21 protein-coding genes and 1 pseudogene are annotated in these 25,939 nt (G+C 69.4%); 9 read left to right on the top strand and 13 right to left on the bottom strand.

The annotated features are described in order from the left end of the window. Positions 1-45: 45 nt before the first annotated feature. The 3 genes from TN53_RS12085 to TN53_RS12075 form a co-directional block, all read right to left on the bottom strand. Positions 46-4,866 carry a DNA repair ATPase gene (locus TN53_RS12085; RefSeq protein ID WP_046258507.1) on the bottom strand — a complete coding sequence of 1,607 codons (4,821 nt, stop codon included), beginning with the start codon at positions 4,864-4,866 and terminating at the stop codon, positions 46-48. Between the two features lie 79 nt (positions 4,867-4,945). Further along, entirely contained in the window at positions 4,946-6,991 is a 2,046-nt protein-coding gene (locus TN53_RS12080; protein ID WP_046258506.1) for a hypothetical protein, read from the bottom strand. Between the two features lie 118 nt (positions 6,992-7,109). After that, a complete protein-coding gene (locus TN53_RS12075; protein WP_052745184.1) occupies positions 7,110-7,547 on the bottom strand; it encodes a hypothetical protein in 438 nt (145 codons plus the stop codon). A 394-nt stretch (positions 7,548-7,941) separates the two neighbouring features. Between TN53_RS12075 and TN53_RS12070 the strand changes: the two are divergent. Continuing rightward, a pseudogene (locus tag TN53_RS12070) lies at positions 7,942-9,424 on the top strand (potassium channel family protein); the annotation flags it as partial. Here the strand turns inward: TN53_RS12070 and TN53_RS12065 are convergent. Continuing rightward, positions 9,314-10,264 (bottom strand): hypothetical protein, encoded by a 951-nt coding sequence (locus tag TN53_RS12065; protein ID WP_046258505.1) that lies wholly within the window; start codon positions 10,262-10,264, stop codon positions 9,314-9,316. The pseudogene TN53_RS12070 and the gene TN53_RS12065 overlap by 111 nt on opposite strands. A 211-nt stretch (positions 10,265-10,475) precedes the next feature. Between TN53_RS12065 and TN53_RS12060 the strand changes: the two genes are divergently transcribed. The 6 genes from TN53_RS12060 (at position 10,476) to TN53_RS49505 (ending at position 16,884) form a co-directional block, all read left to right on the top strand. Beyond that, positions 10,476-11,795: a potassium/proton antiporter gene (locus tag TN53_RS12060; protein ID WP_234441575.1), complete on the top strand. Its 1,320-nt coding sequence runs from the start codon at positions 10,476-10,478 to the stop codon at positions 11,793-11,795. 107 nt (positions 11,796-11,902) lie between these two features. After that, a complete protein-coding gene (locus tag TN53_RS48260; RefSeq protein ID WP_234441574.1) occupies positions 11,903-12,319 on the top strand; it encodes a hypothetical protein in 417 nt (138 codons plus the stop codon). A gap of 132 nt (positions 12,320-12,451) precedes the next feature. After that, entirely contained in the window at positions 12,452-12,727 is a 276-nt protein-coding gene (locus TN53_RS48255) for a hypothetical protein (protein WP_234441573.1), read from the top strand. 425 nt (positions 12,728-13,152) lie between these two features. Next, positions 13,153-14,211 carry a PucR family transcriptional regulator gene (locus tag TN53_RS12050; protein ID WP_046258504.1) on the top strand — a complete coding sequence of 353 codons (1,059 nt, stop codon included), beginning with the start codon at positions 13,153-13,155 and terminating at the stop codon, positions 14,209-14,211. 112 nt (positions 14,212-14,323) lie between these two features. After that, positions 14,324-14,671, top strand: a complete 348-nt coding sequence (locus tag TN53_RS12045) for an STAS domain-containing protein (protein WP_046258503.1) — start codon at positions 14,324-14,326, stop codon at positions 14,669-14,671. Positions 14,672-16,020: 1,349 nt separating this feature from the next. Next, entirely contained in the window at positions 16,021-16,884 is an 864-nt protein-coding gene (locus tag TN53_RS49505) for a hypothetical protein (RefSeq protein WP_234441572.1), read from the top strand. Positions 16,885-17,028: 144 nt separating this feature from the next. On the opposite strand, the gene TN53_RS12035 is transcribed toward TN53_RS49505, so the two are convergent. From TN53_RS12035 to TN53_RS12005, 8 genes are all read right to left on the bottom strand, one after another. Beyond that, the gene (locus TN53_RS12035; RefSeq protein ID WP_046258502.1) at positions 17,029-18,078 is read right to left on the bottom strand and encodes an SPFH domain-containing protein; all 1,050 of its coding nucleotides are present in this window, start codon (positions 18,076-18,078) and stop codon (positions 17,029-17,031) included. A 4-nt stretch (positions 18,079-18,082) separates the two neighbouring features. Then, positions 18,083-18,514, bottom strand: a complete 432-nt coding sequence (locus TN53_RS12030; RefSeq protein WP_046258501.1) for an NfeD family protein — start codon at positions 18,512-18,514, stop codon at positions 18,083-18,085. A gap of 43 nt (positions 18,515-18,557) precedes the next feature. Continuing rightward, positions 18,558-18,887, bottom strand: coding sequence for a GNAT family N-acetyltransferase (locus tag TN53_RS49500; RefSeq protein WP_159038119.1), 330 nt, complete (start codon positions 18,885-18,887; stop codon positions 18,558-18,560). 132 nt (positions 18,888-19,019) lie between these two features. Beyond that, complete coding sequence (locus tag TN53_RS48245) at positions 19,020-19,175, bottom strand: hypothetical protein (RefSeq protein WP_234441571.1); 156 nt, start codon at positions 19,173-19,175, stop codon at positions 19,020-19,022. A 211-nt stretch (positions 19,176-19,386) separates the two neighbouring features. After that, entirely contained in the window at positions 19,387-20,685 is a 1,299-nt protein-coding gene (locus TN53_RS12020; RefSeq protein WP_046258499.1) for an SLC13 family permease, read from the bottom strand. Positions 20,686-20,702: 17 nt separating this feature from the next. Next, positions 20,703-21,140, bottom strand: coding sequence for a CBS domain-containing protein (locus TN53_RS12015; protein ID WP_046258498.1), 438 nt, complete (start codon positions 21,138-21,140; stop codon positions 20,703-20,705). Then, complete coding sequence (locus TN53_RS12010; protein WP_046258497.1) at positions 21,127-22,368, bottom strand: cation:proton antiporter; 1,242 nt, start codon at positions 22,366-22,368, stop codon at positions 21,127-21,129. The genes TN53_RS12015 and TN53_RS12010 overlap by 14 nt, the downstream gene beginning before the upstream one ends. Positions 22,369-22,948: 580 nt before the next feature. After that, a complete protein-coding gene (locus TN53_RS12005) occupies positions 22,949-23,227 on the bottom strand; it encodes a SulP family inorganic anion transporter (RefSeq protein WP_046258496.1) in 279 nt (92 codons plus the stop codon). Positions 23,228-23,528: 301 nt separating this feature from the next. Between TN53_RS12005 and TN53_RS12000 the strand changes: the two genes are divergently transcribed. Continuing rightward, positions 23,529-24,059, top strand: coding sequence for a TerD family protein (locus TN53_RS12000; RefSeq protein WP_046258495.1), 531 nt, complete (start codon positions 23,529-23,531; stop codon positions 24,057-24,059). Between the two features lie 343 nt (positions 24,060-24,402). After that, positions 24,403-25,056 carry a transposase family protein gene (locus TN53_RS44885; RefSeq protein ID WP_267886536.1) on the top strand — a complete coding sequence of 218 codons (654 nt, stop codon included), beginning with the start codon at positions 24,403-24,405 and terminating at the stop codon, positions 25,054-25,056. Between the two features lie 9 nt (positions 25,057-25,065). On the opposite strand, the gene TN53_RS11990 is transcribed toward TN53_RS44885, so the two are convergent. Continuing rightward, the gene (locus TN53_RS11990; protein ID WP_267886535.1) at positions 25,066-25,902 is read right to left on the bottom strand and encodes an IS701 family transposase; all 837 of its coding nucleotides are present in this window, start codon (positions 25,900-25,902) and stop codon (positions 25,066-25,068) included. Between the last annotated feature and the right edge of the window lie 37 nt (positions 25,903-25,939).

Raw genomic sequence — 25,939 nt, 5'->3', positions numbered from 1 at the left:
AACCCGGGGCGGGGCGGGCCGCGTGTCGGGCGGCGCCGTTGGCGATCAGGTGGCGTGGGCGGCGCGGTTGATCGCCGTCTCGACAGCCGCGATCCGGTCGGCGAGCAGGCCGAGGGTGGCGACCGCGCGGGTGAGGGGGTCGTCCTCCGGTCCGCCCAGGGTCTGGGTGCGGACGTACGCTGTCTTCAACTCGGCCCAGCGCAGCGCCTGTTCGGCGGTGAGCGTGCCGCGCAGCTCTGCCAGTCTCAGCAGGTTGGACTCGGCGCCGGTGGTGAGGGTCTGGGCCTCGGCCGCGTAGTGGTCGTCGATGAGCACGGCGAGCTCTTCGTCGTTCATGACCGGCTGGATGCGTTGGGCGATCTTGTTCATGTTGCGGTAGGAGCCCTGGAGTTGGAAGGGCGGTTCGGTGCGGGTGGTGTCGGACTGGGCGGCGGAGGCGATGTACGCGGCGTTGACCGCGAGGACCGTTTCGCGGGCCGTGAGCAGGTGGCGCAGTACGGCCAGGATCCGCTCCAGTTCGGCGGGCGCGTACGAGTGGGTCAGCTGGTCGGCGCGGGCCGTTGGGTCACTCTCGGCGAGGCGGATCAGCAGGTCGAGGTCGGTGTGGTCGCGGCTGGCGAGCGGGGCGAGGGTCGGGTTGGCCGTGAGCGCGTTCTCGATGAAGCTGAGCGCGAAGGCGTGCTCCCTGCCGGTCAGGACGTCGCCGAGGTTCCACACGTCGGCGCGGTTGGCGAGCATGTCGGGGACGCGGAAGCGGCTGCCGGATTCGGTGTAGGGGTTGCCCGCCATGCAGACCGCGAACCGCTTGCCGCGCAGGTCGTACGTGCGTGGCTCGCCGTTCCACACGCCCTCGATGCGGCGGGTGGCGTCGCACAGCGGGATGAACTTCTGCAGCAGTTCGGGTGAGGTGTGCTGGATGTCGTCGAGGTGGAGGAGGGTGTTGTTGCCCGCCTCCAGCGCGAAGTTGATCTTCTCGATCTCGTGGCGGGCCGTGGCGTTCGGGGCCTCGGCCGGGTCGAGGGAGGTGACGGCGTGCCCCAGCGCCGGGCCGTTGACCTTCACCAGGATCAGGCCGAGGCGGTCGGCGACGTACTCCATGAGGGTCGTCTTGCCGTAGCCGGGCGGGGAGATGAGCAGGAGCAGGCCGCCGGTGTCGGTGCGCTTGGACTCGCCGGTGGTGCCGAGCTGTTTGGCCAGGCTGTCGCCGACCAGGGGCAGATACGCCTCGTCGATGAGCTTGCTGCGCACGAAGGCCGACATCACCCGAGGCCGGTACTCGTCCAGGCGGATCCGCGTCCGCTCGGCAGCCACCAGTTCCGCGCGGCGGCCCTGGTAGGCCCGGTGAGCCGGGACCTCATGGGCGTGGAACGTCCTTGTGCGGGTGAGGAGTTCGTCGACGCGGACCTTGAGCTTACGGCTGCTGATGCGCCGATGGGCGCCGAGCAGCCCTTCGACGGTCTCGGTCAGCGGGGCGTCGGACTCGTGGCGGGGCAGGTCGGGACAGAGCTCGGCGGCCACCGCCTCGGCGAGGTCGCCGGCGGTGATGTCCGTGCCGGCGGCGGACGTGTACGAGGAGAGCCATGCCTCGACGAGCTGCTTGCGTTCGGCCAGATCGCCAAGTGCGGCGAGGTCGTCGTCGTAGGCCGAAGTGCCCACCGTACGGCGGAACTTGTCGAGCAGCGTGCGGGCGCCGACGCTGATGACGAATCCGTCGGGGCCGGTGGTGAGCTCCTCGAAGAGGTACGTGGCGGCGGCATCCGCGACCTTCCCGGTGATCGCTTCTGCCAACTCCTTCTGCAGGTCGGCGATCGCGGGCGTCGGACCGAACGTGTCCCGTGCGCGGGCCAGCGATGCCGCGCGCCGGGTCCAGCTGTCGCGGTCCCCCTCCGTCGCGCCATGCGCCCAGAACAGCTGGGCGGTGGCGCGGGCGGCGGGGTGGTGGCACAGCATGCCCGCGCCTTCGTGCAGGCGCAGGAGTGCGGCGAGGATCAAGGTGGCGTCGTGGTCGTGGACGCCGCGCTCGTAGCCCTCGTCGTACGCCGCCTCCGCCGCCTGCCTTACGAGCACGGGTAGGTCGGCCTCTGCCAGGGCCGCCGGTCCGTGCTCGTCCAGCAGGGCGGCCGCGAGGTGTTCGGCGCGGTAGACCTCAGGCGACTCCGACGGCAGCGGGCGGTCCCAGTAGGGGCGGGTGGCGGCGAAGTCGGGGTCCGTGATCGGCGCGCGGTAGTCGGTGCCGGTGAGCGCGAAGGCGAGGGTGTCGCCCTGCGGGACCAGCGTAAGGTCCAGAGGCTGGGTGTTGACGGCGAAACGGTGGGTGCCGAGGCGCAGAGTGCGGCCGTTGTCCGTGTACAGGTCGGTGCGGTCGCGCAGGGCACGGAGGGCCTCCTGGCGGGCGGACTTGAGGCGGCCGTCGATTTCCTCCGCCCTGACCTGGTCGCCGAGTTCACGCAGGTCGTCGGCGAGGCGGCGGACCTTGGTGGGCATCGGGTCGGAGGTGAAGTATGTGGCGACGGTATCCGTGTCGGGAAGGGTGGCGGCCCGACGGGTGACCGTCTGCAGGACGCGGGTTGCCGAGTCGGCGAGGCGTTCGGCGCGGCGGGAGCGGGCGTAGGTGAGGGTTTGTTTGCGGGCGGTGAACGCCTCGTGGACCTCGTCGCGCTTGTCGGCGAGGTCGCCGAGGAAGTCGTCGAACTCGGCGAACCGGGACTCCAGGTTCTCCAGTTGCACGAGCATGCGGGCGAGTTGCTCGTCGCACGTCTCGGGGCTGTCGGCGGACGCGAGTGCGCCGGTGACGGCTTGGCCGAGCAGGGCGAACTCGGCGGCGAACTCGGCGCTGCCCTCGTGGTCGAGGAGTTCGCGGCGGCGGCCGTCGAGGGTGGCACGGGTGCGGTTGACGCCGCCGAGGACTTCGGCGATGCGCTCCAGGATGGCGGTGCGGACAGTGGCGTCGCCGATGTCCAGGCCGGCGACGACCTCGGTCACCGTGGCCAGCCCGTCGGCGAGCTCATCGAGACGGGCGGCGACGGGCGTGGCCTCGGCAACGGTGGCGATCGTTCCAGCGTCGGCGACGAGTTGCTCGATGTCGGCCTGGTGGTCGGCGAAGGCGTCCTCGCGGGCGAGGTGGGTGACCGCCCGCTGACCGAAGGTGGCGAGGTCGGCCTCGACGTCGGCGGCAAGCTCGTCGATGCGGGCTGTGTCGGCGTATCGCAGGTCCTTGAGGGTGAGCAAATGACCCTGCGCGTGCCGCAGTTCCGTCAGGCCTGTCACCCACGCGGCGGCACTGCGCGGGGTCTCGCCACGCAGACGTCGTACGACTGAGGCGACCCGCGTGGTGGCTTCGGCGAGCGCTTCGGCGGCCCGGCGGGTGAGGGCGTGGACGGTCTCGAACTCGGCCAGCACCTGCTCGGCGGTGGTCCGCACCTGCGTGAGCGGCGCCAGCAGTTCGCCGAGTTCGGGCTCGCCCAGCCAGTGGTAGGAGTCGGCGGCCCGGACACAGGCGGTGGCCAGTGCCTCGTACACCTCACTCGTCGGGGTGGTCTCGGCGACCGTGCGCGTGATGGACAGGCAGTCGGAGATGCCGCGCACGAGGTCGGCGTTGCCGACGCGGTCGAGCGGGCCGGTGCCGACCGGCTGGGCGGCGGCGTGGGTGTCGGAGACGTACGGGGAGTTCCACAGCTGGAGCGGGTGCACGCGCTGCGGCTCGTCACCGTCGGCGCGCAGCACCATCAGCGTGCCGTCGCCGAAGAGCGCCCAGCCGTGGCAGGACAGCGGGGTGGCGACCTCCTTGCGGATCAGGTTGTAGGGCAGCAGCAGGCTGCGGCCTTCCACACGCGCGTGGAAGGCGAACAGGACGTCCTCGCCGTTCGGGGAGCGGACTGCGCGCTCGAACTCCAGGCCCGCCGTGTCGATGCCGTCGAACGTCTTGTACGCCCCGGTGGCCAGGCAGTAGCCGCCGGGGAAGGCGATGCCCTGGTCCTCGGGCAGCCGGCGGCAGGCCTGTCCGATGCCGTCGAGGCGGACGACTGTCCTGGTGAGGGTGTTGAACACCAGGTAGCGGTGGACATCCTCCTTGTAAGGGAGGATGTCCATCAAGATGAGGGCGCCCACGCGCGCGTACGCGATGTCCGCGTCGGCGAGGGACTGCAGCGGCTCGTCGACGGGCTCGGCGTAGATGCCCTCGCCGGTCTCGGTGTCGTCTTCGACCTTGACGGTCAGGGTGCCGCCGAGCGTCTCGACGAAGACCTCGCCCTCGATGGAGACGTGCGGGTGGCGGCCGAGGATGTGGTCCTCGCGGGTCACGGGGGTCCACGCGAAATCGTGGGAGGGCGGGAAGACGTGGTCGCGGTCGCCGCGCGCGTCCAGGAAGGTCACCCGGCTGTCGTCTGACACGGCCCAGCGCAGGACGCGGATGTCGCTGGCCTGCTCGCCGGTCTGGAAGACAGCCAGCAGCTTGCCTTCGACACGGCGGAGTTGGAGGAGACGCGTCTGGCGGTAGTAGCGGTGGAGAGCGGTGAACTCCCGGACGAAGGCCCGGTCGTTGAGCAGGCCGGGCACGGCGTCGTCGGGCAGCCGGTTCAGGTCACGGTCGTACAGTGCGAGGACGTCGCCCGCGGCCGTCTCCCGGTTCAGGGTGGACAGCGCGTTGTGGCCGAACAGCAGCGCGTCGCCGACGGCGACGATGTCGCGGGGCACGCGGGTGTGCTCGGTGCGCAGCCGCTCGGTGCCGGCGAGTTCGAGCCGTGTCGAGCCGAACTCCTCGGTGCGGCGGGCGTTGAGCGCCTCGGCACGGCGGGCGAGTTCGGCGGCCTGCGCGGCGAGCCGGTCGCGCAGCACCTCGTATGTGCCGGTGTCCAGGCCGGTGGTCATGGGATCCCTCTCAGGGAGTCGGAGAAAACGCGGTCCGGAGCTGCCGTCCCCTGTGCGGCAGCTCCGGACCGCGGGTCGGTCAGCCCTTGGCGCTGCCGTTCAGGGCGGTGAGGGAGGTGTCCGCGAGACCCAGCTCGCCTGCCTTGTCCAGCAGTTGCCGGAACTGTCCGGCGTTGTCCCCGCCGGTCTTCATCAGCTTCATCAGCAGGGCGGAGACGGTCAGGTTCTGCACGTCGGCTGTCGAGACCGAGCCGAGAACACGGCTGAGGTCGTCGGTGAAGCTGGAGGTGCCGTCCAGCCAGGGCTTCGCCAGCGCCTGCGCGGTCTCGGAGTGCTGCACGAAACCGTCGACGCTCTGGCCGAGCGCGATCGAGGACATCAGCCGGTCGAAGAAGACCGAGTCCCCGCCGACGATGTTGATGTCGGCGTTCTCCAGGCCGGTGGCGAGCACGGTGGCCTGTGCCTCGGCGACCTGCCGCTGCACGTCCAGCCCCGCGAGGCGGATGTCCTTCTCGGCCTCCAGTCGCAGCCGGTACTCCTCGTGCCCGCGGGACGCGTCGTCGAGCGCCGCCATCGCGGCGGCCTTCTCGGTCAGACCGGCGGCCTCGGCCTTCAGCTTCTCGCCGATGCCCTCCGCCTCCGCGAGCGCCTTCGCCCGGGAGCCCTCCGCCTCGGCCCGCATCCGTGCCTCGGCCGCCTCGGCCTCCGCCCGGCCGGCCTTCTCGATGACCTCCGCCTCCTTGTCACGGACCTGAACGGCGGCCAGACCCTCGGCCGCGCACTCGGCCTGAATGCCCTCGGCGAGTCGCAGCTTGGCCTGTGCGTCGAGGTCGGCGCTCTTCAACCGCGCCTCGGCCAGGGTCAGTTCCTCCGCCGCGCGGTGCACGGCGGCCTGCTCGGCGGCTTCGGCGGCCTTGATGTCCTTGACCAGCTTCTCCTGCGCCTCGGCCTCGGCGGCGATGATCACGGTCTGGCGGCCGCGCTCGGCCTCCTCCAGGGCGCGCAGCTTCTTGATGGACTCCTCCTGCTCGGCGACCGTACGGTCCACCGCCACCCGCTCCCGGATGACCTCGGCGATCTCCCGCTTCTCCGCCTCGACCTCCTTCGACGCGGCGATCCGGGTCAGCTCGGTCTCCCGCTCCCGGGCGATGACTTCGAGGAGTCGGTCCTTCTCGATGCGCTCGTTCTCGATGGCGATGACCCGCTCGCGGTTCTTCTGCGCGACCGCCACCTCGCGGGCCTGGTTCTCCCGCTGGATGCCGAGCTGCTCCTCGGTCTTGAGGAAGGCGCCCTGCGAGCGCAGCCGCTCCTCCTCCATCACCCGCGCCGTCTCGGCCTCCTCGCGGGCCCGTACCGTGTCGATCTCCCGCTTCTGCTTGATCTCGGCGTCGGCTTGCCGGCGCTCCAGCTCCAGGATGGCCTCCCGGGCGTCGACGTTCTGCCGGGTGATCTCCTTCTCCTCGGTGCGCTGGGCCTCGTTGGTTCGCACATGCTCCACGGCCGTCAGCTCGGTGATCTTCCGGATGCCCTGGGCGTCCAGGACGTTGGCCGGGTCCAGCTGGGTCAGTGGCGTCTGCTCCAGGTAATCGATCGCCGCGTCCTCCAGGTGGTAGCCGTTGAGGTCGACGCCGATGACCTCGATGATCCGATACCTCAGCTCCTCGCGCTTGGTGTACAGGTCGGTGAAGTCCAGCTGCTTGCCGACCGTCTTCAGTGCCTCGGAGAACTTCGCGTGGAACAGCTCCTGCAACGTGTCCCGGTCGCTGGCCCGTGCCGTGCCGACGGCCTGGGCGACCTTGATGACATCCTCGACGGTCTTGCTGACCTTCACGAAGAACGAGATCCGGATGTCCGCGCGGATGTTGTCCTGACAGATCAGCCCGTCCCGGCCGGCCCGCGTGATCTCGATGGTCTTCACCGAGATGTCCATCACCTCGGCCTTGTGCAGCACCGGCAGCACGACCTGCCCGGTGAAGGTCACATCGACCTTCCGAAGCTTGGAGACGATCAGCGCCTTGCCCTGCTCCACCTTGCGGAACAGGCGGGAGACGACGAACAACAGGGCGACCATGACGAGCAGGACAGCGGCGACGGTCACGCCGATGCCCACAGTGGTGACGTCCATACGAAATCCTCGAAGTCTGCGATGAGTTGACGCCTCGACAGCGAGGCGAAGCGGCCTGAGCGACCGCGGGCATGTGCGTCACAGGCGTGGCCCAGCGGTTCCACCGCGGACAGACGACTCAGTTGACGCGAGTGCTGCTACTGCCAGGGTCGAACGGAGTGCCGTTCGCCAAGTCCCGTTGTCGCGGCCTGTGTTCGCGTGGGGACCGCCTGGTGAGCGGTTTCACGAGGCCATGTGTCACCGACCAGGCGACGAGCGCGGACAGCGCGAGCAGCGCGACGCGGGCCACAGCAGCGCCGAACCCTGTCACGCCGACCCGGTCCATCACGACCAACCCGGTGAGGCTGACGAGCCAGCCGCACACCGTGACGACGAACGCGCCGACGGCGACCGGCAATCCTCCGAACGCCTTGGCCAGCGCCGGGGCGTCGGCATCGAAGTCGCGTACGCGGGCCCGGCCCAGCAGGACCAGAAGCCAGAAGGCGAACGCGACCACCAGGGCAGAGGTGAAGATGACGGCGGGGAACCGCGCGGCGGCGCCGATGACCTCCAGCATCCCGGACCCCCAAGCCTCGCTGTAGCGTTCAGATATCCAGGGCCGTTGCCGGAGCTGGGCACCGGGACATCCCCGTGTTTGCGCCGAGACCATTGTGTAGTGGCGCTGTCCCTCACCGCATTGCCGCATTCCGGCACTCTTGACGCCGCGTTGATGCCGGACTGCGATACCCAAACGATCGACCGAGTCGGCGGCGGCTGCTCGGCTCATACGTCATGATCGGTTCCGGTCGCGACGGCGCGCACTCTGCTGTCGCCGTCTCGTTCATGCCGGCATCGGGGGAGGGAGAAAAGGTGGGTCACCACGCACACGGCGCCGCAGGACCCGGCCTTGCCGGGCCACATGGTGGTGTGCGGCGACGACGCCCTCGCCGAGCGCCTTGCGGCGGAACTGTGCCGCCGCGGTCGCCTCACCCGGTCTCGATCCGGCCGCCCTGGACACGTCCAGCACCGTCCTCTCGGATGCCGACACTGCGGCCCCCGCCCTCGCGGCCACGGCCGTCGCGGGCACCAGCAAGGTCGTTCAGGCGGACGGCCTGCTGCTGCGGGCCGTGGAGCGCACCCCGTCGGGGCCCGGTGAGGTCGCCGGCCCCGGCCTGTGCACGCTGGCCCTGCTCTCCGCCGGCGCCAACGACCCGGCGGGAGCGGAGGGTTCGGACGCCAGCGGCCAGGACGGACCGCTGCTGCTGCCGGACGACCGAACCGTCGCCGCCGCCACCGGCCGCGGCACCGTCGTCCTGGAGACCGTCACGCACGACGGCCCCGAGCACGTTCCGAGCCGCGGCCTGCCGCTCGGCTCGCTCTTCTCGCGCCGTCTGCGCTGGTCCCTGGCCGGGCTCGCGCTGAGCGTCCTCGGCCTGGCGGTGGCGTCCTGGCTGACCACCGGCGACCACCCCCTGCACGCCGCCTACCTCACCCTCCTCGACCTCTTCGCCATCGGGGACCCGGCGCTCGGCGATCCCGTCGCCCGCCAGGTCCTCCAGCTCCTGTCCGGGCTGACCGGACTGCTCCTGCTGCCCGTGCTCCTCGCCGCCGTACTGGAAGGGCTCGGCACCTTCCGCACCGCCGCCACGCTGCGCCGCCCGCCGCGCGGTCTGTCCGGCCACGTCGTCCTGCTCGGCCTGGGCAAGGTCGGCACTCGCGTCCTGGCCCGACTGCGCGAACTCGGCATCCCGGTGGTGTGCGTGGAGGAGGACCCCGAGGCGCGGCATCCCCCTGGCTCGCCGCCTGCACGTGCCCACAGTGATCGGCGACGTCACCCAGGAGGGCGTCCTGGAGGCAGCGAAGATCCACCGTGCCCACGCGCTGCTCGCCGTGACCAGCAGTGACACCACCAACCTGGAAGCCGCCCTGTACGCCCGTTCCGTGGAGCCGGGCCTGCGGGTGTCGCTGCGGCTGTACGACGACGCCTTCGCCCTCGCCGTCTACCGCACCCTGCGCGCCGCCCACCCTCACGCCTTCACGCGCAGCCGCAGTGTGTCCACTCTCGCCGCACCTGCGTTCGCCGGGGCGATGATGGGCCGACGGATCCTCGGCGCGATCCCCGTCGAGCGCAGAGTCCTCGTGTTCGCCGCGCTCGACGTGGCAGGACACCCGCAACTAGAGGGCTGCACGGTCGCCGAGTCCTTCCGCCCCGGCGCCTGGCGCGCCCTGGCCATCGACTCCGCCGCCCCCGACGAACGCCTGCCCGACCTCGCGGCCTCACCGTCGTACGACGGCACCGAGCACCCCAGTGGCCTCATCTGGGACCTGCACCCCGGCTACGTCCTACGCCCGCAGGACCGCGTGGTGCTGGCCGCCACTCGCCAGGGCCTGGCCGAACTCCTGGGCGCCGGCTCGCGGACCCGCCCACCCGCCACGGGCACGTGGTCCCCTTAACTCCGGCTGCGCACCGCCTATTTGTTGCTGATTGCGGTGCTTAGGCGTGGTAGGCGACGTCGGGCCGTGTGGGGGGCGATGGTTCGCGACCAGGTCCAGATCCGCGGCGATGAAACCGTTCAGGAAGTCCTGCTGGTCGGCGTCCCCCGCATGGCTCTGCCGCACCGCCACGCTCCGCACCCGCACTCCCTCGGGGCGCAACGCCTCCGCCACGCCCCAGGCTTCGGCCATCTCGCGTATGAACTCCAGCAACTCCTTGGCCGACAGCCGCCGTTGCCCGACCCGCTCTTCGCTGTCCTCGTCGTCGGCGCGATCGGATTCCGCGTCCGTTTCGACGTCCGGCAGCTCATCGGCCGGGAGTTCCCCGAGTTCGGCGGCTCGCGTCAACCAGGTGCCGGTCTCGTCGTCGAACCCGTCCAGCCAGGCGTGGCTGCCCGGTCCGGGCGACAACACGCGCCCGGTGGCCCAGGCGCCGGTGGACAGTACGGGGGAGTCGAGCAGCGGTCGCCCTTCGTCGGTGACCGTCAGGGCGAACAGTGCGCTCTCGCCGTCCATCCGTCTGTCGTGGTCCTCCCCGCTCTCGCCGAAGACCTCCGGCAGGGTGTCGCGCACGGCGCGGAGTGTGTACGCCCCGCCGTAGACCACGTGTTGCCACACGAAGCCGGGCTCCAGCGGCACCGAGCGCAGTGCGTGTCCCGCCTCCCAGGGGAGTGGGCCGTCCGCCGCCACCGCGCACGCCGGATCACGTGCCGAGACGGCAGGGATCTTCTGCGGGCTGAACAACTCGACCACACGCCAGTAGCCCACGATCCCGGACCGCCGAAGCCGCTCGTCCGCCATACCCCGCCCAGGCCCCTCAGATCGTCCCGCTGCCCCCGACTCCCCACGCAACTGTCCGGAGGCGGAACGAGACGGATCGGCACCCCCGTCTGGGGCACTTGTCGGCTTCGCTGCTTGGCCGAACGGCATGGATGCCGCCGCCCACAGCAACCAGCCATCGGCAGGGGTGGACCCCGTTGCGGTCCCGGCGCCGCCGCCGCACCGCGTTACCGTGACGGCCTCTGCTCTGGCCGTCATCCTGGTCGAGGGCGGTCTGACGACGAACTGGCCCGATGTACGGCGGCTGTTGTTGCCGGCCGGTGTGCTGGCCACCGCAGGGGTCGCCGTCTCCGTCGCGGTCACCGCGGCCGGCGCCCACTGGTTGTTGGGCATGAACTGGCACCTGGCGCTGCTGCTGGGCGCGATCGTCTCCTCCACCGACGCCGCCGCGGTGTTCGCCGTGCTGAGAGTCCTGCCGCTGCCGCAGAAGGTCACCAGCCTGCTGGAGACCGAGTCCGGATTCAACGACGCCCCGACCGTCATCCTGGTACTGGCCTTGAGCACCGCCACCGCCGACGTGCCCGGCCCGGCGGACATCGCCGGTCATCTCGTCTACGAGCTGGCCGTGGGCAGCGTGCTCGGGCTGGCGATCGGGCGACTGGGAGCCGCCGCCCTGCGGAACATCGCCCTGCCCGCCACCGGCCTGTATCCACTGGCCACCGTCGGCTTCGGCATCGTGGCCTTCGCCGCCGCCGGAGCGGCGCACGCCAGCGGCTTCATCGCCGCATACCTGGGCAACACCCATCTGCCGCACCGTGCCGCCACCCGCTCCTTCGCCGAAGGCGTCGGCTGGCTCGCCCAGATCGGCCTGTTCGTCATGCTCGGCCTGCTCGTGGACCCCAGCGAACTGCCCGCCGCGATCGGCCCGGCCGTCGCCGTCGGCCTGCTCCTGCTGCTGGCCGCCCGGCCTTTGTCCGTGCTGGCCTGCCTGCTGCCGTTCCGCGTCCCCTGGCGCGAACAGGGCTTCATCTCCTGGGCCGGACTGCGCGGCGCCGTACCGATCGTGCTCGGCACCTATCCCATCGTCGAAGGGGTCAGCGGCGCCCGGGACCTGCTCAACATCGTGTTCGTACTGGTGGTCATCTTCACCGTCGTCCAGGGCCCCAGCCTGCCCGCTGCCGCCCGCCTGCTGCGCCTGACCCGACCAGGCGCCCTGCGCGACATCGAAGTGGAGGCCGCTCCGCTGGACGCCCTGGACGCGGACCTGCTCACCGTGAGTATTCCCGCCGGGTCACGCCTGCACGGTGTGACCGTCTTCGAACTGCGCCTGCCGTCGCCGACCGTGGTCACGCTGATCGTCCGTGACGGCGCCACCACTGTCCCCGGCCACGACACCATGCTGCGCGTAGGCGATGAACTCCTCCTGATCACCACCCCGAAGGTGCGGCAGGCCGCCGAACGCCGCCTGCGCGCGGTCGGCCGACGTGGCAAGCTCGCCCGCTGGCTCGGTGAGCACGGCGACCCGGAGACCACGGAGCAGACCAGCTCCTGATGACCGGGACACCGAGCGGACCGGCTGGAACGCGACGGCCAAAGCGAGCCGGTCACTGCCTGACCGCCCCACTGACATAGCACCCGTTGAACAGTGACCCTTGGCGCATGGCTCGCTTCCAGCACACCGTGACACTCGCCCCCGTGCCCCGCCGCTGGTTCGATTCGTGCGTCATCACGCTCCACGATCTCGCGGAAAGCATCGAAGCCGAAGGTGCACGGCTACGGCTGCCCGACGGACGGAGGATGCCCGAACTACTCCTGGCCCAGGGAGCCCACCTGCGACCGGGTGCCCGCTACCACCCCGAGAACGACGACGGCAGTGGACCGGACGTCGACCAGACGCTCACGATCCTGGCCTGGGACCGGAAGCGGGAGACGGCCCTGGAACTCGTCACGCTCGACGACGATCCCGGCGGCCCCGGCCACATGGCCTGCACGCTCCGGCTCACGAGCGCCGAACGGCCGCGCGAGGCAAGGCTCTCGGTGAAGGTGCAGGCAGGCGGCGGCGCATGGACGAAGTAAACTGGTGGCAGCGGACGCCTGCACCTCGACCTCGGCAAGTGGTGGCCGTCGGCAGCAGGCCGCGGCCGCCAGAGGGCCACACCTCTGACCGGCGGACTCGACCACTCGCTCGCCCGGGCCACGGTGACGGCCGTGCCGCGCCCGGCCGGCGACGGACGCTGGCGCGTCACCGTCACGGTACGAGTCAAGGGCCGCTCCTTCGCCCGCCTGCTGCTCCCCCTCGCCATGACGTTCATGGGACGACGGGCACGCGGGGCCTTCTCCACAGCGCTGGACGACGCGGCGAAACAGTGGAACGACCAGATACCAGAGCTGGTCCGCAAGGACATGGAGCAACTGCCCCTGGAACTCGTCGAGTCGCTGTTCGCCACCGATGAGCAACGGACAAGCCCCTCGCTGGGCACGTGAAGCAGAACCGGGCAGCCTCTGCGGTGCTGTCTCGTCGCTCGGCCCCGCGCAGCAAGATCCCGCCGGACACCTCCGACGGGACCGCTGTACTCCCCCTTCCCGGGGTCTCCTCGTCAGCGTGCCGACCCGGAGCTGAAGCGCCGGTACAGGCACAGCGTCGGCGATCTCCTGCACCTGCCTCACCACGATTCGGTGGCGGCCGGAAGGGACCCGATGCCGGATTTCCGTAGCCCGGCACCGGACTCGCCCCCGCTTCTGCCAAGAACATCGTGGCAGCGACACCGCCAATTCCGCATTGCCTCACACCGGCAACGTGGACGCCCGCTTCATGCCGGGCTCTCCCACGGTCCGGGGGTCTGCCACTCTTGTCCCTCGTGCGTTAGGAATACGCCAAGCAGTGCGTCAAGAACAGAGGAGGCCGGGTGATGGGGCGCGAGGTACCCGACCAGTATCTGGAGGGCTATGCCCAGATACTGGCCGATGCGTGCGGGACAGGCCGCCGCCTCACGCGAGACGAGCTGGAGTCCCTGCGGGCCCGGGGAGAGCGCTCCGCCGAGGCCGGCCTGGGGCTGCGGGCCCTCGTGCGTCGGCATCTGTCCGTGACCCGGGAGAGCTGGCCCACCCTTTCCTCCACAGACACCGATCGAGTGCTGGCCGTCGTCGAGCAGGCGATCGACGCCTTCACCGAAGGCCACGAACGGGCGCAGAAGCTCGCCGTACGCCAAGAGGAGGGCGTACGGCGCGAGTTCATCGACGACCTGCTCTACGGCCGCAGCGACCTGGGCCGCCTCGCCGAGCGCGCCGAGCGCTTCGGGCTTCTCCTCTCCCGGGCCCATGCGGTCGCCGTCGCTCAGGGCGGTAAGCCGGTGGAGGACATGCATCCGACCACCCGGCAGGTGGAGAGCGCCGTGATCAGCAGGTTCGGTGAGCGGCGCATCCTGCTCACGACGAAGGACGGGCGGCTGGTCTGCATTGCCCCCGGAGAGCAGGACGAGGTCCTGGCGTTCTTCGCCAAGCAGGCGTACGCGGCCACCGACGGAGGCCAGGTCGCCATCGGACGCCCTCACCCGGGCGCCGGGGGAGTTGTCCACTCCTACGAAGAGGCCCTCAACGCCCTCGATCTGGCCCACCGTCTGGACATCACGGAGCCGGTGTTGCGCGCCGCCGACCTCCTCGTCTATCCGGTGCTGACTCGTGACCGGCAGGCCATGGCCGATCTCGTACGCAACACTCTGGGCCCGCTGCAGTCCGCACGCGGCGGCTCCCAGCCGCTCGTCGACACGCTGACCGCCTACTTCGACTCGGGTTGTGTGGCGGCCGAGGCGGCCCGCCGCCTGAGCCTGAGTGTGCGCGCCTTCACCTACCGCCTGGAGCGGATCCACAAGCTCACCGGCGCCAACCCGGCCGACTCCGTCCACCGTTATACCCTGCAGACCGCGGTGATCGGCGCCCGACTCCTGGGCTGGCCGGACAACGAGGTGTGACTTGGCGGCCTGCGCCGCCATCCCGAGTAGGGCGTCCAGGGCAGGGCAGGGGGTCGATAGGCTCTTGCGAGATTCTGCCCCGGTCTCCCGGTGAGACAGTTGGGAGAGCGTCGTGACTGATCCCTCGGACGAGACGATTGCCGTTGGCCGCAGTCTGGTCGCGAGGGGCAGCGGCGAGATGGATTACGTGACCGAGCCGGTGTTTGGCCCGCAGTTCAAGGTACTGATCGCGCGGGCTGACCGCTTCGTCGTCCTGGACCCATCCGCCGTCTCGTTCTGCGACTCGGCCGGGCTGAGCGTCCTGCTCGGAGGGGGGAGGCAGGCGGATGCGAGCGGGGCTGTGCTGGTGCTGGCGTGCGTGCCCGAGCCGTTGCGGCGGATCCTTGAGATGACCGGGGCGGATCAGGTGCTGCGGGTCTTTGACACCGTCACCGATGCGGAAGCCGTGTTCGGCGGCTGAGACACGCCATCGACAGCGAGTTCAACGAGGGCGCGGATGCGGAGGCCGACGTCTGCGGGGTGCCGGAGCGGCTGGTCGAGGTTGAGGATGTACTGGTTGCGCCGTCTGGCCGGTCGCCGGTGCAGGTAGCCAGCCTGTTCCAGGTCGACGATGATCGCCTGGACCGCTCGCTCGGTGATGCGGCAGGCGACGGCAATGGTTCGCAGCCGTGCATCCGGGTCCCGTGCGACAGCCCCGCAGCACCCTGGCGTGTTTGGTCAGGAAGGTCCACCTCCGGTCTGGGCGAGTCATCGCGATCAGCGGCCTCTCCGCCTCGGCCTGGCGAATACACACGTTGAGATGGTGGGTGCATCCCTCCATGTCGGGCAGGTCCAGGTCCTCGAGCCCGTAGTGCCCGTACGCGGCGTACCAGCGGGTGCTCAGCACCACGGCGATCATGGGGATGCCGATCAGCAGGTTGACCAGCAGCGGTGCGCAGTACTGGTGGATCACCGCGTGGCCTTGCGGGCATGGAACTCGGTGACGTAGCCCGCGCCGATCGCGAGCAGGGCGGGGGAGAGGGCGAGCGACAGGGTGGTCCAGTTCATCCACGCGTGATTCGGCTCACTGGAGTATGTGCTGCCGTTGTCGAGGACGCAGTCGGAGCGCAGCGGCAGGTAGGACGACCGGTGGTGGACAAGGTGCCGGACCGTGTCGGGGTCGAAGCCGTCGCGGCATGCCGGGGCGGGGATGGAGTCCGCGCTATGCCGGGGCGGCTATGGAGGCCGCGCCATTGTTGAACGCCTGCTCGGATGCCATGACGGCGAAGAATCCCAAGGAGCAGACGGCCGTGACGCGGAGCCGGCCGGCCATGCGGGCGGGTCATCAGGTGCATGGGCCAGGGCTGGGGGGCGGCCTGGCAACGTCATCGCGACGACTCCGGCCGCGGCGATCAGCGTGCCGATGGAGCAGAGGACGGAGATACCGAGTCCGATGAGCATGACTCCCTCTCCCCTCGCGCGTGAAACCGCCCGCCGACTTTTCGTGGGACCCACGACATGCCCGTACGACCGGCCGGGAGCGTCAGGTGTCCGGCAACTCCATCAGGGGGCAGGCCGGTTGGGCTGTTGCGGAGGCCACTCCTCCTGTCACAGCAGTGCCACAGGCCTCGTTCGTGGCATCTCCGACTGTCTGTACGTCACGCCCGCCGTCGCCGACCAGAACAGCAGGAACAACCTTGACGGATCCTTGATATCCGACTGACGGATCTCTGACGTGCTGTCGTAGGCGGAGTGCCGGGAAGCCTGGTCGGCGAAGTGTCCTCAACCATCCCGATCCCGTCCACAGGGACGGACAGGAAAGGTCTTCGCGTGACCCACTCGACATCGGCCGCTGCCGTCGCGGCCGGTCCCACTCTCTCCGTACGCGGCCGTGGCCCGCGCCGCTCCATCCTCTTCTTCGCGTTCGCTTTCGCGGTGATCGCCGACCCGGTCTCCTCGGTGGCGTACGCGATCGAGGCTGCGCTGCGCGCTCTCCACGGTGACCTGGCTCTACTGCTGCCGACGATGAGCCTGGTCATCGGGCTCGTGGAGGTCGGCACCGCCAACTACTGGCAGCTCGTGCGCCGCTTCCCCAAGGGCGGCGGCGCGGCAGCGGCGGCCGGTCGGGCTTTCGGGGCCCGCTGGACGTTCCTGCCCATCGGCGCACTCGTCGTCGACTTCGTGCTCACCATCGGCATCTCCATCGCAGCCGCGGCGAGCGCGGTGATCGCTCTGTTCCCGGGGCTGGCGCCGCTGCGCGTCCCGCTCGCGCTGTTGCTGCTCGTGGTGGTGGCCGGGCTGACCTGGTTCGGGCACGGCGGACGGCTCCTGTTCGCCGTGATGACCGTGGCCTTCGTGGTCATCTCCGTGTCCATTCTCATCCTGGGCTTCACGTCGCCCCGCACGACGGGGCACGTCGTCGCGACGACCGATCCGGGCCCGGCCAGATCAACTTCGAATCGCCGCTGCGCCCCGCGTTGGTCCAAGCGCACCATCTCCGACGTGTCGGCCGTGGCCGACCCCGCGACTGGCGTCTGCGCCTACGACTCCTACGGCGTCACCGTCGGTGGGTACACCTTCGGCGGCACCGGTGCTGCCCCGATCACCGCCGGCGTCGACGCCCTGGCCACCACCCCGTCCAGCAGCAGCTACCCGGCCTCCTTTCCCAACGCCAAGGCCGGTCCCCCGCACTGAACGGCGTGACCTCCGGCAGCAGCTACCTGTGCACCGCCAGGACCGGCTACGACGGACCGGCTGGGGATCACGCAGAGCTCTTCAGAGCAAGCGCCTGCGCACGGGCCGTGGTCTCCCACCGCGGCCCGTCATGTCCGGCCGTTGTCACCCGCCGTCAGCGGGGACATGGGACGGGAGGGCGTCGGGGCTGGCGCGATCGGCCTTGGCGGCGTCGGCGAGGGCCGCGGCGGCGGCTTCCGCAGCCTGCGCCGTGTCTTCGGCGGCTTGGGCGGCGCTGTCGTCCGACGGCGGTTTCTCGCGGGTGGCCGGCGACTGGGGCAGTACCTCGGTGAAGGCGCGGGACACGCCCTGGAGTGCGGAGGTGATCTCGCTGGGGATCACCCAGAAGTTGTTGCCCGAGCCCTGCGCGAGTTGGGGCAGCGTCTGGAGGTACTGGTAGGCGAGCAGCTTGGGGTCGGGGTCGTTGCGGTGCACGGCCTGGAAGACCTCGTCGATGGCCCGGGACTGGCCCTCGGCCGTGAGGATCGCGGCGGTACGGTTGCCCTCCGCGCGCAGGACAGCGGCCTGCTTGTCGCCCTCGGCGGTGAGAATCTGCGCTTGGCGTTGCCCCTCGGCCCCGAGAACCGCGGCCCGCTTGTCCCGCTCGGCCCGCATCTGCTTCTGCATCGCGTCCTTGATGGTCTGTGGAGGGTCGATGGCCTTGATCTCCACCCGGTTGACCCTCAGCCCCCACTTGCCGGTGGCCTCGTCCAGCACGCCACGGAGCTGGCTGTTGATGGTGTCCCGTGAGGTGAGGGTCTTTTCCAGGTCCATGGATCCCACGACGTTGCGCAAGGTGGTGACGGTGAGCTGCTCGACCGCCTGGAGGAAATCGGCGATCTCGTAGAAAGCCGCTCGTGGGTCGGTGACCTGGAAGTACAGGACGGTGTCGATCTCGACGACCAGATTGTCCTCGGTGATGACCGGCTGCGGTTTGAAGGAGACGACCTGTTCCCGCAGGTCGATCACCGGATGAACGCGGTCGATGTACGGGATGACCAGGCTGAGGCCGGGATTCAGGGTCCGGTGGTAGCGGCCGAGTCGCTCGACATTACGAGCGCGTGCCTGGGGCACGATACGGACCGCCCGCACCACGGTGAAAACCGCGATCAGCGCGACGATCAGGCCGGCGATGAGGAACGCGGAGGTTTCCATGGTTTCAGTCCCGGGGGTAGACGATCGCGGTGGCGCCGCTGATCTCCATGACGTCGACGGTCTTTCCAGGAGGAATCACCAGCGTCTCGTCATAGGCGCGGGCCGTCCATTCCTCGCCGTCGATACGGACCCGGCCACCCAGGCCCGTCACCTCCGAGGTGACGTAGGCAGCCCGGCCGACCAGTGCGTCCACCCCGAATCGCTCCACCTGGGGCTGGAGCACGTGGCGCAGCGCGACCGGGCGCACGAACACCACGGTGACTGTGGCGACGATGGTGAACGCCAGGAACTGCAAGGGCAGCGGCAGCCCGACGGCGGCGAAACCCGCCGTGACCAACGCGGCCGCACTCAGCAATCCGAGCGCAGCGGTAAGGGTGAAGATCTCCGCCACAGCCAGCACGGCTGCGACGATCAACCAGATCAGCCATGGATCCATTGCATGCCTCGTCTGACCGGCGCGGGTGCGAAGGGCTTGACTCTCACCATTGGACCCCGATAGCGGACAGCCGCGATACCCCTGGGAAAGGAAACCCGGCCGAACGAGCGGAGGCATACTCGTGCAATGCACCCCAAGCGACCACTTCGTACCTTTTCAACAATTTTACCCAGCCGGAGAAGTCCTGGAGGAGCTCGCGTCCCAGCCCCTGGTGCTGCCAGGCGTCGCAGACCCAGATGTCCAGGATTCGCCCGGTACGGCACGCCGGGCAGGCGCGGAAGCGTAGCCGCCCGATGAGGTGGTCGTCATGATCGAGCAGGACGATCTCGGTAGCTGCTCTCGCGGGGCGAGTGGCAAGGTCGTCCCACCACACGGACGGACCCACCCGGACCACCTCTCCCGGGGTCTCGGCGCCTCATCTTCAGGACGAAGATGTGGAGAATATGTGTACAGCCGGTGAGGTGAGGGTTTGGCGGGGGCGTGTGCCCAGTCGCTGCCCGCAGCTTCAATGACGTTCGCCGTTCTGGTCCCCCGTCCTTCCCGCTGCAGGCGTGGTGGGCAGGTGGACGATGTGGGCGACGAGTGCACCGGCCAGCACCGCCCACGCGACGGCGGCGCCCCCGGCTGCCCGCCAGCCGACGACGGAGAGAAGCACAGCCACGGTAGCTCCGGCAGTCATCGGCCGGGGGCGGGCAAGGAAGCACCACTGCCGGCGTGCGCTTCCCGGGCGGCGGGATCTCCACCAGCGCGGTTCGGATCACCAGCATGGCGACGACAGAAACCGCATCTGCGATGCGTCCATGCGCATACCTCCTTCCGGTTCGGGCGGCCCTTCCCGTGACGGGTTCGGCAGACGACAGGTCAGACACTCATTAGGCGAGCGCGAAGTAGCGCAGCCACACATAGCCGAGGGCGATGGCCACGGTGACGAAGGTGACGACCAGCCCGTACTTGGTGAACTGCCAGAAGGAGATGGGCTGGCGGTTGCGTTCGGCGATCCCGAGGACGACGACGTTGGCGCTGGCGCCGATCGCGGTGGCGTTACCGCCCAGGTCGGCGCCGAGGGCGAGGGCCCACCACATGACGTGGTCGCCGCTGCCGCCCATGTTCTGGACGAGGTCGCTGGTGATGGGGGCCATCGTGGCGACGTACGGGATGTTGTCAACGATGCCGGAGAGGACGGCGGAGGCGCTCAGCAGGGTGATGGAGCCGCCGAGTTCGTTGTCACCGATCGCGTCGGCCAGGGACTTGGACACCTCGCCGATCACGCCGGTCTCGATCAGGCCGCCGATCATGATGAAGAGCCCGGCGAAGAAGGCCAGCGTGGGCCACTCCACCTCCTTCAGCACGTCACCGGTGTCCGCGGACGAGATGGCGATGAGCAGTCCGGCGCCGAGGAGGGCGACGACGCTCGGCTCGTAGTGCAGCACCGGATGCAGGACGAAGCCCGCTACGACCAGCGCGAGCACGATCAGGCCCTGAACGAGGAGCCGGGGATCGCGGATGGCCTCGCGTTCCTCCAGCGCCATGATCTCGGCGGCGCGGTCCTCGTCGTAGATGAAGGTCTTGCGGAACATCACGCGGCACATCAGGACGAAGACGATGACCAGGATCGCCGAGATCGGGGCGAGGTGGACCAGGAAGTCGTTGAACGTGAGGCCGGCGCGGCTGGCGATGATGATGTTGGGCGGGTCACCGACCAGGGTCGCGGTGCCGCCGATGTTCGAGGCGAACACCTCGGCGATGAGGAAAGGGGCGGCAGGCAGTGCCAGGCGCTCGCACACCAGCAGCGTCACGGGTGCGATGAGGAGCACCGTGGTCACGTTGTCCAACAGTGCCGAAGCGACCGCCGTGATGACGACGAGCATGGCCATGACCCGGAAGGGTTTGGCCCGTGCGCGCTTCACGGACCAGATCGCCAGGTACTCGAACATGCCGGTCTTCTTCAGCACGCCGACGATCATCATCATGCCCATGAGCAGGAAAATGACGTTCCAGTCGACGCCCGCATGCTCGGAGTAGAAGGCCGACTTGTCGTCGGTCGCACCGATCGCCAGCATCAGGGCCGCGCCGCCGAGCGCCACGGCGACGCGGTGGATCTTCTCGCTGATGATCAGGGCGTAGGCGCCGACGAAGACGACGACTGCCGCCCAGCTGTGCCAGTCGTTCACGATCCTCCGATGAAGTACTACATAAGGGCGGCCGCGGTGACCGCGCCGATCAACGTGGCTTTGTCGCCGTTGCGCTCGACGACCGCGACGAGGGGGATGTCCTTGCGGACCATCAGCACGGCGATCTGCGAAGGCACAGCGTCCGGGCCCACGACCGGGGGTGTGACACGGCCGCGCGGCAGCCACTCGGCCACCGACCGTCCCGTCATCGCCTCCCTGGCCTCCTCCTCGAAGCGATCGTCGACGTCGGCGGCGAGGACCGGCCCTTCCCGCATGTACCGGGGCAGCAGGGCGCTGATCACGCGGGCGGCCGGGACGGCTGCGTACGGGCAGCCGTCCCGGTCGACGACCAGCAGCGCGGGCAACTGTTCCGGTACGAGCAGGCGGGCCGCGTCGAGCGCGTCGCCATCGGCGGACACGGTGGGGTAGGGGCTGGCCAGATCACGTGCGCGCATCGGCCCGGGCCCCCTTGGCGTGTGCGTCGGTGTCCTCGCGCCCGGACGGGATTCCGGCCAGGTCGTCGACATCGAACGCGCGAGCGATCGGTACGTCCGTCGAGCTGTGCGCGATGATCGAGAACGCGATGCACACCGCAATCAGCGTGAACGCCTCCTCCGCCTGCGGGATGCCGGACTGCAGCACCAGCAGCCCGTAGACCACGGATGCGAAGCCCTTCGGGCCGAACCATGCCGCCACCAGCTTCTCCTTGCGGGAGAGGCTCGTACCGATCAGCGAGAGCAGCAGCGACGCCGGCCGGATCAGGACGATCGCCAGGACCACCGCCACATAGCCGCCGAACGACAGGTCACCGAACAGCTGCGGCGTCAGCAACGCGCCGAACACCAGCAGCGCCGCGAACTTCGCGAGCTCCGCCAGCGCCTCGCCCAGCGGCTCGAAGGACTCCTTCGCCTCCGGGGACACGTGCACCAGCGCCGCGCCCGCCGAGAACGCCGCCAGGTACGGGTTGGCGTGGGTGAGGTGGCACACCGCGTACAGGATGATGCCGGTCGCCAGTGGCAGGAGAGGCTGAAGTTTCGGCTCGGCGCCCAGGAGGCGAAAGCGTACGAGGACGCTGACCAGCAGCGGCAGTGCGACACCGAAGACCAGGCCGAGCAGCAGTTCCAGTGCGATCTTCCCCAGCGACGCCTCCGCGCTGTCGGCCGTCGGACCCGCGGCCGCGATCAGGATGAGGACGACCGGCAGGGCGAGCCCGTCGTTGATGCCGCTCTCCACGTTCAACAACTGCCTCAGCTTGGCCGGGACTTCCCTGCGTCCGACGATCGCGGAGGCGAACACCGGGTCGGTCGGGGCCAGTACGGCGCCGACCAGGAACGAGGTCGTCCAGTCCAGGCCCACGAGGTAGTGCGTGATCAGCGCCATGAAGACGAACGCCAGCGGCATGCCCAGACCGAGAGCACGCGCAGGGTTCCTCCAGTTGGCCCGCAGCTTGGGCAGCGAGACATGCATGCCGTCGGTGAACAGCACCGCGAAAAGAGCCAGATCGGCCGTCACGGACACGATCTCGCTGTCCGGCGTGATGTGGATCCATCCGAGGAACCCATCGCTGACCAGGGCTCCGCCGACCAGGAAGAGGAACGAGGTGGAGAGCACCGTCCGTGCCGCCAGCCCCGACAACAGCACCGCCACCAGCAGTGCGACACCGAAAACCGCCACGAGAACCATGACGGACACCCCCGATCGGAAGAGAGATTTATCCCCTGCTCGCCGACCAGGCTTCCCGGCACACCGAGGCGAACCCTACCTGCCCTTGACGCATTTTTGACAGATCACTAATAGGCACAATGAACGGTGTGACATTGCCTGATTCCGGCAGCCATGGCGGCGGAGCCAGAAGTTCGGGCCCATGGCTCCCGTTCGGAGTAACCCTCGGCCGCCTCCGGCGGCAGCCAGGGTGACCTGCGCCTACGCTTTCCTCAGGTGCGCCGGGAAGCCTGGTCGGCAGTTGGCCGGCCGCTGCCCTGGAGCCCCGGATGCCAGACGACCTTTCCCCGGCACGGCAGCACCGAGGGCATCACCGGTTGCGCGGTATGGGAAGTCGTCTGCTGCATCCGTTCCACGGCCGCCCGTTCAGAGCCGAGTCCACCCCTGACCGAGTGGTCGTCCACCTTGCAGGGGAGGTCACCGCCCGGAACGCGGTCCGGATGGGCAAAGCCCTCGAAGAGCTCCTGCGCGGGACACATCCGGCTTGAGATCGACTTGAGTGAGGTGACCTACCTCAGCAGCGACGGCGCGGCGATGTTCTTCATGGCGCGATGATGAACGCGAGGAACGCGCCCTCGAGTCCGTACGTGGCGATGACACCGGTGGCGACGACGGTGATGGGGCCTGTGGGGCCGGTCACTTGGCTGGGCGTACCGCCGAACAATGCTGCGAAGAACCTGGCGAAGATCGCATCGTACAGTCCGACGAGCGCGCCCGCTGAAGTTCCGGTCGCGGTGATGCCGAAGGCGATCGCCAGCGGCAACGCGACGATCGCGACAGTCAGGCCGGAGAGAATCTCTTCGATGACGCGCTCGAACATCGGCTCCCGCTTTGGTCGACGTCATCTTGACCTCGGCCCATGACGGACCGAGCTGCCGACCAGGCTTCCCGACACTCCGCGAGTAAAGATGCCGTATGGATCGCGTCAATACAAGACCAAAGATCGCCATCCGGGTCTGCTGCCACACCAGCGGTTACCAGCGGGATGACCGGGAAAGTCCCGCACGACGGGTGGTGAGAGTTGGTGGATGACGTGAGCTAAGGAAGCATCAAAAGCCTGGTCAGCGCACATACTTGACGATGCGGGGGCGTCCCGCGACGGGCCTGACGGGGAGCAGCAAGTGAGCGGTGTCGGAGAGGGACTGGGCAAGGTCGAAGTGAAGCTCAGGTGGGACCCGAGTGCGCACGGGGAACCGCCTCGGCATCTCGACATCGTCGCCGCTACCTACTCGGCGGACGATCCGTACGGTCGGCCGGTGTATGTCGTTCACTACGACAGCCGCTCGCCGGACGGCACCATCAACATGGGCCGGCACAGCGAGACCGGTATGGGGTTCGGGTTCGTCGAGGCGATGATGCTGGAGTTCGACCGGATGTCGTCCGCCTACGGGCGGGTGGTGGTCGGGGTGGCCATCCACCAGGACGGAGGCCGTCGCACGTTCGGTGACATAACGGGTGCCGGGGTGCTCGTCGTCGAGGGCTACCTACAGCTGCTGGCCGACGACTTCGCTGGCGTCGCCCAGTCCACGGCCGCGACGGTCGCCGAGTTCAGCAGAGACGCGGCCGGAGCATGGGGGTTCCGCGAGATGGTGCGAGGGTTCGACAGTGATCCGGTGCTCTTCGCCGCGGAGATGGGAGGCATCCGGCAGTGACATCTTTCCCTTGTCCGCCACACGGATACGCGGACGTGGCGCCATGGTCGATGGCGTGACGCTGAGAGGTCGGTGACCCTGGCAGGTCGGCCTCGTCCTCCCAACCCTGTCTGTCGTTGACCTCCGTCGTGCGGTCGGCAGAAACGGTCGTGCCGTCGGTCGGTGCCTCCGGGAGTTGTGGCTCAAGGCGGGAGTGCTCGGCCACCGGTGTGGCGGCCGAGGGTTCGGTGCCGGCTTTACGGTCCGGCGCTGGGCGGTGCCGCAGGGCTTCGGCGTAGTCGGCTGACGTACGTTTCCTGACGGTTGATCAGGTTGGCCGGGGTCCGACGCAAATCAGGCACGGATGCCCGTGATCACGGAGTTCTCTACGCTCTGTGATCCTGGGAAGTCCGTGCCTGCCGACGCATCATCTCTGGCCCCTCCTGTCTTTGACCAACTCGGTCCCCATCCGAGAGCCGCTCCCCGGGAGGTTCCTGACCTGCTGGAACGCCTTGCGCAGGTCCCCGACCCGCGTGACCCCCGAGGAGTGCGGCATCCACTCCTCACGGTGCTGGCCCTGACCGCCTGCGCGGTCCTGGCCGGTGCGAGGTCGCTGCTGGCCGTGAGTGAATGGGTGGCCGACGCCCCGGCGGAACTCCTCGAGCGGCTCGGCACCCGCGTCGACCCACTCTTCCCGGAACGCTCCTGGCCTGCGGAATCAACGGCCGCCGCCGTCAGGCTGCTGGCGAAAGTTGACGCAGACGTCCTGGACCGCGCGGTCGGTGCCTGGCTCGCGGACCGGCAAGGCCGAAGCGACGGGCCGCGGGGGCTGGCCGTCGACGGGAAGTCGCTGCGGGGTGCGGCCAGAGCAGGCGGACGGAGGATCCACCTCCTGGCCGCCTGCGACCACGCCGACGGCCTGGTCCTCGCGCAGATGGACGTCGGTGAGAAGACCAACGAGTCTCTGTATCCGGCTTACCGGACGTCGGCGCAGCCGTGCTTGGCCGGCGGTCGGTGAGGCGGTGGATCAGGCGCCGGATTTCCGCGAGGCTGAGATGGATGAGCTGGGAGGATCCGTTTCTGCTTTCTCTGTGTCCAACTGCCGGGCCCGCAGGACGGTCAGGCAGGCATGGGCGGCCATGGCCAAGGTCATGTGGCGGTGCCAGCCGGAGTAGCGGCGGACCTGATAGTCGTCCAGGCCGCACTCCTGTTTCGCGGTCTGGAAGCATTCCTCAACTGCCCAGCGGCTGCCCGCGATACGGATCAACTCGTCCAGCGTCGTGTCGGCGGGACAGTAGGCGATGTAGTAGGAGATCTCCTCGGGCCTGCTGACGCCGCGGCGGGCAAGAACCCAGTGCCGGCGGTCCTCGCGGTGCCAGGGCCGCACTTCGACGCGGGACCAGTCGAAGATCCGCCGGCCGTGGGAGCCCGCGCCGCAGGTACGACGCTTCCACTTCTGCCGGGGCAGGCCGGGAAACAGATCGTGGACGGGGTGGTCGATGGCCCAGCGGGTGACGACCGTGTCGTGCCGGGTGGTGGCCATGACGTGGAAGATGTCCGCCTGTTCCAGCTCGAACCGCCAGCCCTTGCTGTAGCCGTAGGCGGCGTCCGCCGTCACCCATCCGAACGGGATCCGGTCGGCGATGGCCCGGCGGACCATCGCCTTGGCCATGGCCACCTTCGTCTCGAAGGCGACTGTGTCGTCATGCCCGCCGGCCTTGGCATGGCTCGCCCGCTGGCCGGCCTTCGAGGGCGGCGGACTTCGCCTGGCCAGCCGTCGTGGGGCCTCCGGAAGTGTCGGCCGCCTGAACAGTGCGGCCCGGTGTGTGCCACGGGTCGGTGATCGGCTGTCAGCCGGACGCATGGTGCAGGCCACCGTGGCACGGGCCGAAGAAGGCGTG

The organism is Streptomyces sp. WM6386 (assembly GCF_000972385.1).
In the GTDB taxonomy this organism is placed as follows: Bacteria; Actinomycetota; Actinomycetes; order Streptomycetales; family Streptomycetaceae; genus Streptomyces.
This window is presented reverse-complemented; position numbering and strand designations above follow the sequence as displayed.

Excerpts from the sequence above, each read along its gene's own strand:
- TN53_RS12015 (WP_046258498.1), bottom strand. The coding sequence starts at position 21,140 with ATGCGCGCACGTGATCTGGCCAGCCCCTACCCCACCGTGTCCGCCGAT.
- TN53_RS44885 (WP_267886536.1), top strand. The coding sequence starts at position 24,403 with ATGCCCGTGATCACGGAGTTCTCTACGCTCTGTGATCCTGGGAAGTCC.
- TN53_RS12075 (WP_052745184.1), bottom strand. The coding sequence starts at position 7,547 with ATGCTGGAGGTCATCGGCGCCGCCGCGCGGTTCCCCGCCGTCATCTTC.
- TN53_RS12080 (WP_046258506.1), bottom strand. The coding sequence starts at position 6,991 with ATGGACGTCACCACTGTGGGCATCGGCGTGACCGTCGCCGCTGTCCTG.
- TN53_RS12010 (WP_046258497.1), bottom strand. The coding sequence starts at position 22,368 with ATGGTTCTCGTGGCGGTTTTCGGTGTCGCACTGCTGGTGGCGGTGCTG.
- TN53_RS12065 (WP_046258505.1), bottom strand. The coding sequence starts at position 10,264 with ATGGCGGACGAGCGGCTTCGGCGGTCCGGGATCGTGGGCTACTGGCGT.
- TN53_RS12085 (WP_046258507.1), bottom strand. The coding sequence starts at position 4,866 with ATGACCACCGGCCTGGACACCGGCACATACGAGGTGCTGCGCGACCGG.
- TN53_RS48260 (WP_234441574.1), top strand. The coding sequence starts at position 11,903 with ATGGCTCGCTTCCAGCACACCGTGACACTCGCCCCCGTGCCCCGCCGC.
- TN53_RS12030 (WP_046258501.1), bottom strand. The coding sequence starts at position 18,514 with ATGGATCCATGGCTGATCTGGTTGATCGTCGCAGCCGTGCTGGCTGTG.
- TN53_RS11990 (WP_267886535.1), bottom strand. The coding sequence starts at position 25,902 with ATGCGTCCGGCTGACAGCCGATCACCGACCCGTGGCACACACCGGGCC.
- TN53_RS12035 (WP_046258502.1), bottom strand. The coding sequence starts at position 18,078 with ATGGAAACCTCCGCGTTCCTCATCGCCGGCCTGATCGTCGCGCTGATC.
- TN53_RS12050 (WP_046258504.1), top strand. The coding sequence starts at position 13,153 with ATGGGGCGCGAGGTACCCGACCAGTATCTGGAGGGCTATGCCCAGATA.
- TN53_RS12005 (WP_046258496.1), bottom strand. The coding sequence starts at position 23,227 with ATGTTCGAGCGCGTCATCGAAGAGATTCTCTCCGGCCTGACTGTCGCG.